This window comes from Phormidesmis sp. 146-33, assembly GCF_052939515.1.
In genome coordinates this window covers 1-13,545 of sequence record NZ_JBJPHU010000157.1, presented here as the reverse complement: position 1 = coordinate 13,545, position 13,545 = coordinate 1, and the positions used below count along the sequence as shown (strand labels likewise).

At 49.1% G+C, this 13,545-nt stretch carries 14 protein-coding genes; 6 read left to right on the top strand and 8 right to left on the bottom strand.

The genetic code is table 11. The annotated features are described in order from the left end of the window. The first annotated feature begins 124 nt into the window (after nucleotides 1-124). The 3 genes from efp (at nucleotide 125) to ACJ2PR_RS32550 (ending at nucleotide 1,969) form a co-directional block, all read left to right on the top strand. Nucleotides 125-688 (top strand): elongation factor P, encoded by a 564-nt coding sequence (gene efp, locus ACJ2PR_RS32560; protein ID WP_446857286.1) that lies wholly within the window; start codon nucleotides 125-127, stop codon nucleotides 686-688. Between the two features lie 139 nt (nucleotides 689-827). Beyond that, entirely contained in the window at nucleotides 828-1,352 is a 525-nt protein-coding gene (accB, locus tag ACJ2PR_RS32555; RefSeq protein WP_446880129.1) for an acetyl-CoA carboxylase biotin carboxyl carrier protein, read from the top strand. Nucleotides 1,353-1,615: 263 nt separating this feature from the next. Continuing rightward, on the top strand, nucleotides 1,616-1,969 hold the full coding sequence (locus ACJ2PR_RS32550; RefSeq protein ID WP_446857284.1) for an ArsR/SmtB family transcription factor: 354 nt from the start codon (nucleotides 1,616-1,618) through the stop codon (nucleotides 1,967-1,969). Between the two features lie 327 nt (nucleotides 1,970-2,296). On the opposite strand, the gene ACJ2PR_RS32545 is transcribed toward ACJ2PR_RS32550, so the two are convergent. Next, nucleotides 2,297-2,959 (bottom strand): GerMN domain-containing protein, encoded by a 663-nt coding sequence (locus ACJ2PR_RS32545; protein ID WP_446866770.1) that lies wholly within the window; start codon nucleotides 2,957-2,959, stop codon nucleotides 2,297-2,299. Between the two features lie 115 nt (nucleotides 2,960-3,074). Then, a complete protein-coding gene (locus ACJ2PR_RS32540; RefSeq protein ID WP_446880128.1) occupies nucleotides 3,075-3,851 on the bottom strand; it encodes an LmeA family phospholipid-binding protein in 777 nt (258 codons plus the stop codon). 112 nt (nucleotides 3,852-3,963) lie between these two features. Between ACJ2PR_RS32540 and ACJ2PR_RS32535 the strand changes: the two genes are divergently transcribed. Further along, nucleotides 3,964-4,431 (top strand): hypothetical protein, encoded by a 468-nt coding sequence (locus tag ACJ2PR_RS32535; protein WP_446880127.1) that lies wholly within the window; start codon nucleotides 3,964-3,966, stop codon nucleotides 4,429-4,431. A gap of 372 nt (nucleotides 4,432-4,803) precedes the next feature. On the opposite strand, the gene ACJ2PR_RS32530 is transcribed toward ACJ2PR_RS32535, so the two are convergent. From ACJ2PR_RS32530 to ACJ2PR_RS32510, 5 genes are all read right to left on the bottom strand, one after another. Beyond that, nucleotides 4,804-5,463, bottom strand: coding sequence for a glutathione S-transferase family protein (locus tag ACJ2PR_RS32530; RefSeq protein ID WP_446880126.1), 660 nt, complete (start codon nucleotides 5,461-5,463; stop codon nucleotides 4,804-4,806). After that, a complete protein-coding gene (locus tag ACJ2PR_RS32525; protein ID WP_446880125.1) occupies nucleotides 5,460-7,295 on the bottom strand; it encodes a proline--tRNA ligase in 1,836 nt (611 codons plus the stop codon). Before ACJ2PR_RS32525 ends, ACJ2PR_RS32530 begins: the two co-directional genes overlap by 4 nt. A gap of 435 nt (nucleotides 7,296-7,730) precedes the next feature. Next, the gene (locus ACJ2PR_RS32520) at nucleotides 7,731-8,258 is read right to left on the bottom strand and encodes a cofactor assembly of complex C subunit B (protein WP_446880124.1); all 528 of its coding nucleotides are present in this window, start codon (nucleotides 8,256-8,258) and stop codon (nucleotides 7,731-7,733) included. Nucleotides 8,259-8,339: 81 nt separating this feature from the next. Continuing rightward, entirely contained in the window at nucleotides 8,340-8,717 is a 378-nt protein-coding gene (locus ACJ2PR_RS32515) for a PadR family transcriptional regulator (protein ID WP_446857278.1), read from the bottom strand. Between the two features lie 1,167 nt (nucleotides 8,718-9,884). Continuing rightward, the gene (locus ACJ2PR_RS32510; protein ID WP_446857277.1) at nucleotides 9,885-10,535 is read right to left on the bottom strand and encodes a response regulator; all 651 of its coding nucleotides are present in this window, start codon (nucleotides 10,533-10,535) and stop codon (nucleotides 9,885-9,887) included. A 320-nt stretch (nucleotides 10,536-10,855) separates the two neighbouring features. Here ACJ2PR_RS32510 and ACJ2PR_RS32505 point away from each other — a divergent pair, with 320 nt between their 5' ends. Both ACJ2PR_RS32505 and ACJ2PR_RS32500 read left to right on the top strand, forming a co-directional pair. Next, entirely contained in the window at nucleotides 10,856-11,407 is a 552-nt protein-coding gene (locus ACJ2PR_RS32505) for a DUF3611 family protein (protein ID WP_446880122.1), read from the top strand. A 123-nt stretch (nucleotides 11,408-11,530) separates the two neighbouring features. Next, a complete protein-coding gene (locus ACJ2PR_RS32500; protein ID WP_446880121.1) occupies nucleotides 11,531-12,748 on the top strand; it encodes a glycoside hydrolase family 10 protein in 1,218 nt (405 codons plus the stop codon). A gap of 18 nt (nucleotides 12,749-12,766) precedes the next feature. Here ACJ2PR_RS32500 and ACJ2PR_RS32495 read toward each other — a convergent pair whose 3' ends face one another. Then, entirely contained in the window at nucleotides 12,767-13,006 is a 240-nt protein-coding gene (locus tag ACJ2PR_RS32495) for a DUF2949 domain-containing protein (RefSeq protein ID WP_446880120.1), read from the bottom strand. Between the last annotated feature and the right edge of the window lie 539 nt (nucleotides 13,007-13,545).

The following is a 13,545-nucleotide window of genomic DNA, read 5'->3' as shown; positions in this document are numbered from 1 at the left end:
ATCCCTCATCCCTCATCCCTCATCCCTCATCCCTCATCCCTCATCCCTCATCCCAAAACTCTCTTTTACAGGGTGACGCAGAGCGGTAAAATGAATTGCCGAACGTTCTCCCCTAAACACACTCATGATCTCCAGTAATGATTTTCGACCTGGCGTTAGCATTGAGCTAGACGGTTCTGTCTGGCGGGTCGTTGAATTTTTGCACGTCAAGCCAGGCAAGGGATCTGCCTTTGTTCGCACCAAGCTAAAAAACGCGCAATCAGGCAGCGTCGTCGAGCGCACCTTCCGGGCTGGGGAGACTGTGCCGCAAGCCAATCTGGAAAAAAGCACCATGCAGCACACCTACAAAGAAGGTGATCAATATATCTTCATGGACATGGAAACCTATGAGGAAGGACAACTCAGTGCCGCCCAGATTGGCGATCGCGTCAAATATCTCAAAGAAGGCATGGAAGTCAACGTCGTCAAATGGGGCGAACAGGTTCTAGAAGTCGAACTGCCCAACTCCGTCACCCTCGAAGTCACCCAGGCTGATCCCGGCGTAAAAGGCGACACCGCCACAGGTGGAACCAAACCCGCGATCGTCGAAACAGGCGCTCAGGTCATGGTGCCCCTCTTTATCTCAGTTGGCGAAAAAATCAAAATCGACACCCGCAACGATACTTACCTGGGTCGCGAACAAAGCTAAAAGTTTGAGTTTTGAGTTTTGAACGGCGCTCAGAGAATCTACCAATCTTCTCATCTCAGCCCACCCAGGTCTTCTCACTCAAAGCTCACCTCAGCACGACCGAACTCAAAACTCTTTTAAAACTGGAGCGATAGAAACTGTGCCACTGGACTTAAACGAACTCCGCGAATTGTTGACGGCTCTCAATCAAACCGATATCGCAGAGTTGACGTTGAAGAGTGATGATTTTGAGTTGACCGTGCGGCGAGGAATGCGAAGTGACACCGGACTGCCCCAGACGAGTGTGAGCGATGTGACCGCTGGCTTGCCCACTTCGGCGATTTCTCCAAGTTACCAGGGAGCCGCTCCCCTTCCCATGCCCGAAGTTCCTGTGGCTAGTCCGATTTCCAGCCCTTCGGCTCCCCCTCCCAGCGGCGATCGCCGCTTTGTCGAAATTCTCTCTCCGATGGTGGGCACCTTTTATCGCTCTCCGGGCCCCGACGAGCCGCCCTTTGTCGAAGCAGGCGATCGCATTCGATCGGGTCAAACGGTCTGTATCATCGAAGCCATGAAGCTGATGAACGAGATCGAAGCAGAAGTGTCAGGCGAAATTGTCGAAATTTTGGTACAAAACGCTTCCTCTGTGGAGTACGGACAGCCCTTGATGCGAATCAATCCCACGTAGATTCGATAGAATTCGCTGCAAATTTTTCACCTAAAAAAGCTCCTAAATTCTCCACAAGTGATTTGTGCTGTCTTTATAAAGACAAGGCTATACACTCTCACAAAACTTTATTCTGTAAAATTACGGTTTGTGTATTGTGGAAAACACGGGTGGCTCTGTGAAGTTTCCAAGAAGCCTGTGTTAGCGAATCGATAACTCTATTGCTATAGAGAAGTCATCTGGCTAAAATCTGGGGATCACATTCATCCTGTCGTCGCATTGACATGAAAACAGCAAAGCCTGTCCCCCAGGAAGTCGTCCAACAAGTTGCTGATTACTTTAGTGTTTTGGGAGAGCCGATGCGTCTCCGCATTTTGAATCTGCTGCGAGATGGTGAAAAGTGCGTTCAAGATCTCGTAGAAGCCACGGACACGAGTCAGGCAAATGTGTCTAAACACTTAAAGGTGATGCTTCAGGCTGGCATTCTCACACGTCGCACCAAAGGCACCCTGGCTTACTACTGTGTGGAGGATGAGTTAATTTTTGAGCTTTGTAATCTGGTCTGCGATCGCCTTGCCAGCCGCATTGAGCAACAAGCCAGACACTTTCGCGATTTCACCCTGGCCAGCAAGCGATGAGAGAAGGCACCTGAGTTCTAAGGATCGTGAATCAATCTGGCGAATGCTGTTAGCTTCACAAATGCCTTCGGCAACGTGGCTATCAAAACAAAACCCGCAATCGCGGGCTAAATGGCTAATTTAACGTGAATTCGATGAGAGTTTTTTCGCTTCGTTGTTCACGGCTTCTGCCCCCCAAGCTGCCAATTTTAGGGGACTTTCAGAGAGGAATTCTGGTTCAAAGTCCCTCACTCGTGGGGGATTTAGGGGGCGTTCCTGGATCTAAAAGCGAAGCGAAGCGTTCCTCAAACTGACGTTAATTTAATTCACGACCCTAAATTTGGAACTCTACTTCTCTGCTTTCTCAAATCCCTGACGGGTCATCGGCTGATCGAGCATCAATCCTTCGCCGCCCAGCGTTTCGAGTGGTTTGCCCTCAACTGAGAGAAAAACGGGCGCATTAGGGTCGGCACTGGTCGCAGTATAGAGAATCTGAGCTACTCGACCCATCATTGCAGCGCTGCCGCCACCCGCTGTAAAGGATTGAGACAAATCGACGTGGATGCCATCTGGTTTGACCTTGAGACTGCGAAGCTGCGTCCCTGGAGGAATCACCGAGGTGAGCGTTTTGTCAGGAGTTTGGGTGAGGAGGGTTTCGATCGCCACCGTTAAAGTCGCTTCAGTCCGATCGTCGGATTTGAGCTGGATGGGGACTGGGGTCGGTTTCAGTTCGCCCTCAGCATCTTTGAGGTAATAGATCTCAGCCGTTTTTTGCTTAGGGACGGGAGCCACTTTGGGCTGAGGCTTTTGGGTTTGTTGAATTGGGGCAGGCGGCGGGGCGGGTTGGCTAGATGGAGACGGTTGAGACTGCTCGATCGGCGCTTCTGCCGTTTTCTCGACTGCGGAATGCCACGCCAAAAATGCGGCTGCGCTGCCCCCGGTCACCACTAGCGCCGATAGACCTGCGATGACTCCAACGGGAATGCGGCGATTGGGCTGTTGATCTTGCATATGAGAAATCTCCTAGAGGTGGGCTTTGACAAAGGATCGTCAAGGTGAGTATGCGGAGAAGCGTGTGACTCAATACAATCGTAGCGGTCTGAATTTCGGAAGTTTTAGAAAAACGTTACTTTTTGGGATCAGGTCTAACCTGCACAAACGCGGCCAATTGTAGCTGAGTCGGAGTTATCTGCAATTTTAGAACTCGTGCCGTAATTTGGGACTTTTCTAGCTGACGAAGATCAAAACGATCGAACACACGCGCGATCGCGCCCACAATTTGTTTGGGAGCAGGCTGACCGTTGGCCAGAAGGGTGAGATTCTCCAGTCGTAGCGATCGCCCTGAAATAATCTGCGGTTCTGCTTCGGCGACGATCGCCAGCTTTTCGGGGTAGCCTTGCTCTTGAAGTTCAACCTGTAGACGAATGCGCTGATTGGGCAAAAAAGTGACTTGTGGATTGACCAGATCGTAGCGTTCGGCTTGTTGGGCTTCGCTGCGTCTCAAAAATCCGATGCCCAAATTACGAAGTCGCGCAGTCACCGTGGGCGATCGCAGGGCGCGATTAATATCGTCTGGCTTGAGAACGAGCCGCACCCCTGCCTGAATCGGTTCTGCTAACTTGAATCGTCTGCCTCTGCGCTGAAGGGCGATCGGGTCGGTTTCTAACTCTAATGCTTCAATCCGAACTTCTTTGACTGGAAAAAGTCCCCGCCCGGCGACTCGAACGCGATCGACTTTTCCATTCAAAATCTGATAGCTTGGGGCATTGTCCACCCGAACTTTTAGCTGCTCAACTGAGACAAACTGAGAGCGGATACTCTTTTCAGCGAGGCGATCGACGATCAAACCAGTCGGAGACACCAATCCAATCAAACTGGATAAAACGATCGTCAAAAATTCCATTACGGCTCAAACGCGGGAATCATCTCTGCATCTCAAATTCGGTATTTCTGCTTTTATTTGTTATTTTTGCTGATTATAAAGTCGAACTGAACTTAGCCCAGTGGTGATGGTGGTGAGACATAATAGATTTTTAACTCGTACAGCGTCTATCTTAATGCTTGGGGCTGGTTTTCTCTTGATTACCTTGGGAAAATATTTGAGGTATCAATCTCCTCTCTTCAATCAGTGGACAGGTAGCATTCAGAGCCAGTTTGATGACGTACCTGGAGCTGGATTATTTCTTCTGGTTCCTAGTTATCTCACAATCACAATAGATCTGATACTCACTGGAATAGCTATTTCAGGAATGTTTCTCATGTGGAGCATGGCAAGAAGAAGAAATCCTCTGTTGAGAATTGTTTTACTTTTAACAGGTAGCCTTCTTGCATCTTCTGCCTTGGCAGCTTTTAACTCTGCTTGGGATAGTTTCAGATGGTCATTCTATACACTTGCCGTTGGACAGATCCTATGGGGTTCTGGACTAGTGTGCAATATCATAGCGATTTTTAACTCAATTAAATACAGCAATGGTAATAGATAAACCAAGCCCTAATATCGTTTACTATCACAGCATGAGCAGCGGTTTACAAAGCCTTCCTAGCGCCACCAGATCTGTGAACTCTTAACCAATGAACGCTTTACTACACACCCAAGCGTGGCAGTTGGTTGGACATGGCAGATAAACTCGGTGTTCTGTCGCGTCAATGTTTAGACCGCTGCACTCCAGACAAGATCACCTTAACTCAACGTGAATTCGACAAAGTTTTTCCGCTTCGTTATTTGGCGTTTCTGCCCCCAACCCTCCAATTTGGGACTTTCAGACAAGAGTTTTCGTTCAAAGTCCCTCACTTGTGGGGGATTTAGGGGGCTGTCTGAATCTGTGACTGCATGGAAGGATCAAATTCACGTTCCATTACGGCTCAAACGCAGGAATCGTCTCTGCCTCGGTGTGGGCAGCTTCTAGCCATTCTTGCATCGCGGGTAACGCCAAAACTGCCTTCACATAAGCTTGACAAACTGCATCAAGCGCAACCTGGTACGTCCGAAAGCGCAACACGACAGGGGCAAACATCGCATCGGCGATCGTAAACCGCCCAAAGAGCAGACTTCCGTCGCCACCATAGGTTTCTCGGCAGTTTCGCCAGATGGTCGTGACGCGATCGATATCCGCTTGCACCTCGGATGTCATTCCTTTTCCTGGTAGAGTTGCTCGACAATTCATGGGCATTTGTTGCCGCAGAGCCAGGAAGCCGGAGTGCATTTCTGCACTGATAGAGCGCGCCACCGCACGAGCCATCGGATCGCCCGGCCACCACGATCGCTCTGGAAACATCTCGCTCAGATACTCAAAAATTGCCAACGAGTCCCACACCGTTCGATTTTGGTGCAGCAGAATGGGCACTTTGCCGTTGCCATCTGGACAATGTTGCAGGATTTTCGCTTTCGACTTTGGACTGTAAAGCGGGATGAGAATTTCGGCAAACGATAAGTCAAATTGCTTCATCGCCAGCCACGGACGCAGCGACCAGGATGAATAGTTTTTGTTGCCAATAATCAAGGTCAGAGCCATCATTTGAGTGCCTCTACAATCCAGCTTTTGAGCGTCGAAACTACCTCGGTTAATGGAATTTCTTGCACCGCTTTGTCGGCTCGTTTGACGACTTCGACTTTGCCATCTTTGAGCGATTTTCCGGTGACAACTCGATAGGGAATGCCGATTAAATCAGAATCTTTGAATTTGACTCCGGCTCGTTCGTTGCGATCGTCCAATAACGTCTCAACGCCAGCTTGATTTAACTCGTTGTAGAGTTTCTCAGCCGCCGCCACCTGATCGGAATCTGCGACATTGGGAATGATGACGATCGCATGATAAGGCGCAATGGCAACCGGAAAAATAATTCCATCTTTGTCATAAGACTGCTCCACGGCCGCCTGTGCCAGCCTCGAAACGCCCACCCCATAGCAGCCCATTACCAACGGCACTTCTTCGCCTTGCTCATTGGTGTAGGTCGCCCCCATCGCGGTCGAATATATGGTGCCAAGCTGAAAAATATGCCCAATTTCGATGCCCCGTGCTGTTTTGAGGGTCTGAGTCGGATCGTGAAGGGCGCGATCGTCCGCCTTAGCCTTTCGCAGATCCACGACTTGAGGCAACTCAAATTCTTTTCCCCAATTCGCGCCGACCACATGGAAGCCAGACTCATTTGATCCGGTGACAAAATTTGTCAGGTCAGCGACGGTACGATCGGCTAACCGCAAAAACTTAGTCGCCTGTAGATTGGGCGTGACTTCTGCATCCAGAGACTTCGGTGCAGGCGGTTTGAGGTAGCTGTTGGCCAAATCGGGCGCAATGTATCCCAACGGCAACGGTTTCGATAGCCATTTTTGTTGAGTCTCCGCATCCGGAACGGTCAGCCCAATCACAGTTTTGCCGCTATACTGACTCGCCACTTTCACCAGCTCATTTTGCAGTTTGACCTCATTGACATCCTGATCGCCCCGAATGCTAATCAGCACAGGAACCACCATGCCATTGTCGTAAACCACTTGATAGAGAACGTTTTTAACCAAATTAGTTGGCGAACATTTGAGGAAATCACAGACTTTGGCGATCGTCTCCGTCCCCGGTGTCTCGCGCTTCTCATAGGTAGTGAACGGCGAAGGTTCAACATCAGGCGGAAGCGACGTCGCTTTCTCAACATTGGCGGCATACTTACCATCGTCGGTATGGAGAATTTCGTCTTCTCCAGCTTCTGCCAGTACCATAAATTCTTGAGAACCCGACCCACCGATCGCCCCCGAATCTGCATCCACCGCCCGAAACTCTAAGCCCGATCGCCGCAAAATATTGTGATAGGCCTGATTCATTTTCTGATAGCTGACCTTCATTCCCGCTTCGTCCGCGTCAAACGAATAGGCATCTTTCATAATGAATTCTCGCCCACGCATCAAGCCAAACCGAGGACGAATCTCATCGCGAAACTTGGTTTGAATCTGGTAAAGATTGAGCGGCAACTGACGATAAGAGCGCACCATATCACGAGCGATCGTCGTGATCACTTCTTCGTACGTCGGCCCTAAGCAGAGTTCGCGCTGTTGGCGATCGATCAGCGCAAACATAGTGCCTTCGGCTTTGGTGTAGGTGTCCCAGCGCCCCGATTCGCGCCACAACTCAGCAGGTTGCATTTGAGGCAGCAGACATTCTTGCGCCCCGGCCGCATTCATTTCTTCGCGCACAATCTGAGACACTTTTTGCAACACGCGCCACATCAGAGGCAAATACGCATAGATGCCGCTGCCAACCCGCCGAATGTATCCCGCTCGCACTAACAACTTGTGGCTCGGAATTTCCGCATCTGTCGGATCTTCTCGTAGCGTCACAAACAGCATCTGAGATAGCCGCATCGCCCGTTCCCTTTTTGACGTTGAATAAGTCTCAGTCTAAAACACGGGGGGAAAGAGTGGGACAATTCGCGGCTGTGACCCAGGCGTACTCGATGTGCAACTTTTCCCAAACGCTTGAACAGACTGCCCTCACCCTAGCCCTCTCCCTGGGGAGACAGGGTGGTTTCGTACACCAAAAGGAAAACCCAAAAGCCTGATTTTTCAGTCTCTGCGAACACTTTGTGGCGCGTAGCGTTCGCAACTTTGAGCGAACCTCAACGCAGGAACCAAAAATCCTCACTATTTTTTTCTTGTATGAAACCACCCTGCTTAGAAGATTTCCTTTAATAAATTTACTCGGCTGTCTCCATTGAGGATTCTGAAAGTCAAAGTCTCCCAGAATTGGGGGATCTAGGGGGCTTCCCAAGATTGGTAACTTTTTTGCTACAAATCTCCCTACTCCAAAGCCTTTAGCTCCAAAACTCGCTGTAGCTCTGCTAACTCATCCCGATGTCCCTGAACGGTGATCGCAGTGGGCATCTTGGTCTCAGCGGACGACTCTACTTTCAAAGAGACCTGCTCCGATCGCGCCGCCCCTCGCCAATAAAAAACTCCCGCCAACGGTGACAGGAGTAGTAAGCCTAGCCAAAAGTTTGACCCACTGGGCAAAGAGTACGACAGCACTAGCGCAAAGCACAGCATCCCCGTAGCGGCCAACAGCGTCAAAAAGATCGCCAAAAACCAACTAGGACGAACTACTCCCTCAAACGTCACCTGATTTTCGGCAGCGTTGACTGCGACAACCCGATAGGCTCGTTGGTCAAAATACTGCCTCAATTGAGACAACAGTGACTCCTCCGATTGCTCAGAGGTCAGCTTCATGGTTTCGATTCTGGGTTTGACCGAGGCGCGAATAAAGAAAAACAGCCCGACCACCATCAAAATCGTCAAGAAGAAGGTGGAAGGAATAACAGAGGTGCTCATGTTGCAAATCAGGAGAGAAAAGTGGCCTGCCCAAGTTTAAGTCTAGTAAACAAAGGGGTCACTTTTGGGAGATCTCCAGAGTTAGCGATCGGCACCGACTTTAGCAACCGTCTGACTATCGCGTTTGACGGCGTATTCTTCCCACAGTCGCGCCAAATCTTGAGCCTGCTGCATTGCCTCAGACCGGATTTGATACATCCGACGTGGCCGCCCTCTCCCTTCGACTTTCTTCCAGTAGCCCGTTACCATTTCTTCGTCTTCCAAAAACTTGAGTGCGCTATAAAGCACGGTGTCTGAAAGGCGGTAAAGCGGATGTTCGGTCTCTAAGAGTTGGATGAGTTCTGTGCCGTATGAGTCACCCCGCAGAAGGACTGCGAGAACGTAACACACCGCCAATTCCTTATTTAGGTAAAAAGGTGGTGGATCTTTGAAAAACTGATAGATATCCTCAAATTTCATCTGTCTGAATCCAAGCTTGCGACAATAACGATTGGCTCTCGATGATGCTTTGAAATTTGGTGTCTAACCTAACATCATCACGGTAGCAATTACGCCTCTTAGATGGCCGTCCTTCTAAAGGACGAAATTACCTTGAGGGTGAAAAAATTGCAGTCAAACATAGAGCACGATCGTGGGGTTATTACTTTGAGCGAGCCAGCAACGTAATGTCTTTGAGAAGCGTCCAGTTTTTAGGACATTTCTTGGCAGGTTGTTGGTTCAAAAATGTAACGTTTTTGTGTGGTCAAGAAAACCCAAAAGCTAGTGCTGGGCATCAGGGCTTTTTCCAAATCCTACTGGTGTTGTACAACTTTTATACTGGGGGAGTATGAACTTGGTATGTCACCAGTAAAAATGCGCTTATCCCAAACAGCAACCTCATTAAATTGCTTAACCATATTTTAATTGTACAACTTGATTTTGAAGTTGGCTTCCTAATTTGCGGGTTAAGAAGTAAATTATTTTAACTTTACCGTAAACTTTTGACCTCACCTCTTATCAGTCAAGGAACTTGCTAACCCTGTAAGCCTCTCTCACGATCAGTAAAGACTTACAACCTGTTTAGAATCGACGTTTCAAAAAATGTTTCGCACACGAACCTATTATCAATGCTCTAAGTTTTCCGGACGTTAGTGAAGAGACTTAACAAACATTAATAATATCAACCCTCCCCATCTCTCGATTCCGATTATCCCGATCGTCTTAGAGCAGTCATGGCTCAATTTAAGGTCAACTACACTTGACAATTGACGACTTAATCTAATTAGCTTTAAGAAAAAATATCAGCTAAAAGTTGCTCACGTCTACTTAATGAGAACCTCTACCTACCAGTACAAAGGGCCAGCTTTGAACCTTTTTCCGGGATACCTGGATGAAGTTCATTAATCGAACGTACGAATTTTTGACGCACAACTAATAGAGACGGGTTGAGAGCAATTTCTAAAAAAGGTGACTGTCGAATGGGATATTCATTCTAGCGACCCAAATCGATTTTCGTCCGGACTGTCACCCCTTGCGATCGCCGTTTTAGCAGCACGAGAATGAATTTACTTGGGTGAGAGTCTATACTTCTTGTCTAAAAAAGCCGCGCTAACTTGTGCCAGATTTATAACTGACTAGACGAAAATCTCAAACCAGACCCGTTCTCAGAGCAACCACGGCTGCCTGCACTCGATCGTCCACAGACAGTTTGTTCATAATGCCGCGAATGTGGGTTTTGATCGTGTTGGGACTGAGATACAGCGCTGCGGCGATTTCTGGATTACTACAGCCGTCTACCATCAATTTCAAGACTTCTAACTCACGCACCGAAAGCTGCCCCACGTTGGTATTGACCGCAGGTGGCTTAAGATGTTCTACAACCCGTCGGGCAATTTGTGGATCGAGGTAAGTGGCTCCTTCTTGAGCGGCCGCGATCGCCGCAACCAGTCGATTGACATCTGACCCTTTGATACAGTAGGCATCGGCTCCACTGGAGAGGGCGGCAATAATCTCGGTTTCTGAGGTGTGCGAGGTGAGCATGACAATTCGCACGTTGGGCAGGGCGGCCTTGATCTGCTGGGTGGCTGCGATTCCATCCAGGCGAGGCAGTCCGATGTCCATCACGATCAGGTCTGGCTTGTGTTTGAGGGCAGCTTCTACGCCTAAGTAGCCGTCATTGACCTGAGCGACGATCGTCAGTTGGGGATAGTCTTCAAGGGATTGTTCTAACCCTAGCTGCATCATGGGGTCATCTTCGACGATCAAAATTCGCAGGGGCGGTAACTCGATCGGATTCATAGTTGCCGTGAATAGAGGGACGTTTCTCCATGATAAGTTGTATCCCAAAAACATTTCTCTGGATAGAGGGTTTTACGCCCTATTCGATTTTTGAAGGTTCTAGAGGTGTTTGGGGCTGCTAAAATCGTACTCTCTGGGGTTGAGGTGCAGGGTTCTCATTAAGTTAGAGACTGTAGGTTTAATAACCTCGAAGCCTGGGCTAGATAACAACTTTATTCAATCCACGATCATTTATTCAATCCACGATCAAACATAGAAGTAACCGATTTAATGAACGCCCCCCTAAATGCCCTAACTAGCGCCATCGCAGGCTATTGAAGATGACCAAATCAGATCCGCCCACGCTTCGACAAATTGCCAGCACCTTTCGGCTAACGGGTTGGATTAGCTTTTGGGTGCAATTGGCGCTGACGGTGATTTCGAGTGCAATTTTGCTGCTTGCCTCGTTGAATCCTAGCCCTACAAATAATCCGGGAACCAGCGTGGGTGTTGTGCTGACCGTCTGTGGCATTGGGGTGCTGGGGTTCAATATGTTTTGGGCGCTCGTTCGCTATGTCTCGATCGGGCGACGGCTGGATGGATCTCCAGAAACTCGACCCAAAAAAGCAGATGCTATTCACACATTGAGAACGGGACTGATTGCCAGTTTGATCGGAACGTTGCTGGCACTGTTTGGGGCACAAGCGATCGTCGGTCTGCTGGTTAATAAGGCTGTCAATCAAGGCGTTGCAGGCTTTGTCAACACTGACCCTAACCAGTTTATTAAACCAGTCGATATTCTGGTCGTTCAGGCGAGTATCAATGTGATTTTGGCGCAGTTTTGTGCGATTTCTGCATCGCTGTGGCTGCTTAATAAGATGAGTCGGCAGTGAGGAATCTGCGATCGTCGCCTTGTAACTGTCCTGATGGCAGGCTGTGAGCCATGAGTAATGGGTCATTCAACCGATCGCGGGCCCCTGTTTTGTTTGAAAATCCTTCGAGTGCTTGCCTGATTCATGTCTAACGCTCAAACCGTCGATGATTTGGAGAAGAAACCGCGATTTCCTAGGGTCTGGCTGCGTCGGGGACTGTTGGCTGTCCTGGCGTTTGGGTTGGTGGTTTCTCTGTGGCAGGCTCCCGTGGTACGGGTTGCTCAGGGGAAGACTGCTGAGATTCGTGGGGTCTGGATGACCAATTTTGGCGCAAGTCTGATGTACTACACGACTCGGCTGGATGAAACAGTGGCAAATCTGGCCCAGCATCGATTAAACACACTCTATCCTTGTGTCTGGAATCGCGGTCGCCCTTTGCATCCCAGTCCGGTTTTTGACCGGGCGAGTCGATCGCAGTCCTTTAAATTGCCCTTTCAAGATGTGTTGTCTGGCGTGGTGAAACAGTCTCATCGTCAGGGTTTGAGAGTGATTCCGTGGTTTGAGTATGGGTTGATGATTCCGGTACGATCGCCCATTGCCCAACAGCATCCCGATTGGTTGACGAGGACTCAAAGTGGTGGAGGCACGATCGAGCTAGCCGAATCAGGCATTGAGCAAGGTTGGCTCAATCCTTCTCATCCAGCAGTTCAGCAGTTTCTCACCGACCTGATTGTAGATGTGGTGAAACGCTATCCGGTTGATGGGATTCAGCTAGACGATCATTTTGCGCTGCCGATCGAGTTTGGCTATGACCCTTATACAGTGAAACGTTATCGGGAAACCCATCGCGGCAAATCTCCTCCAAAAGACATGACAAACCCTGAATGGATGGACTGGCGGGCTGACCAAGTGACTCAATTGATGGGCAAGATTAGTCGAGCAGTCCGATCGGTGCGTCCGGGGGTGGTGATTTCGCTGTCGCCTAATACCCCTGATTATGCCTATCGCAAATCGCTACAAGACTGGCGACGCTGGGTAAATTTGCGGCTGGTGGATGAGGTTGTGGTGCAGGTGTATCGTTCTGATTTGAGTGGTTTGAAGGCTGAGTTAGAAGGCGGTGGGTTTCGAGATTTGAGTTCTCAGGTGCCGATCGCTATTGGTCTTTATGCGGGTCGATTTTTGAGTGCAAAACCGATTCAGCAGTTGCAGCGAGAGGTCGAAACGGTGCGATCGTCGCAGTATTCAGGAGTCTCTTTTTTCTGCTGGGAAACCACTTTTTGGCTGTTTAAAAGAAGCCCTCAAACCCAAGTCGAGCGGGGTTTTACCAAACTCTTTCCGACTGCCAGCCGTCCGACTGGTTAGGTCACTGAATCTAATCCGCTACTTCTCTAACCAGTCCAAGATTTGATTGAGTTGGTCGAGTGAGACAAAGCCATAGCGCCAGAGAATCATCGGCAGCGGGCCGCGTTCTTGTTGAGAATATCGCAGCGCCATCGCGATCGAAGGGGGCGAAATGGCTAATTCATTCTGCAAAAAATTAACTAGCTGCACGTTGCTTCTGTCGAGATTGACAACAGCCTCCTCTAACTCATTGATAATCTCTTTTGGCAACGCAACCATTTCTCAGCAAACCCCTGGATAAAATTGTTAACTAGTAGACATTTTGGATGTTCATGCTATCACTAAAGTTAAGAGTTGAGCCAAACAACTTTAGTGAGTTTTTTTGAGTGTGGAAGTGACTTTGTTAAGAAGTCTGCTGAGAGAAGTAAAGTGCCACAGCATTCAAGCAAAGCCCGACTCAAGTTCTATGCCCTCACTTAAACCACACTTATTTCAAAGTGATCTTTAAGATTGATTAAAGATTAAATCATCTTACGCAAGTATTTCTACATTTAGAGGCTTTGGGAAGCATTTAGACCTCTGACCCCTACATCTAGGATCATGCAGGTTAACAGTTGTCCGATCTCTTCGAGTTACCCGCAAGGGGTTGCTTCCAGTGGTCTGCAAAGGGTTGAGATTCTTGGCTTCGGCGTTTACGGCTTCTGCCCCCAACCTGGGGGACTTTGAGATAAGCGCATCCCCCCTCGCGAAGCGGGACGAAGTTCTCCCTCATCCCTCATCCCTCATCCCTCATCCCTCATCCCTCATCCCTCATCCCT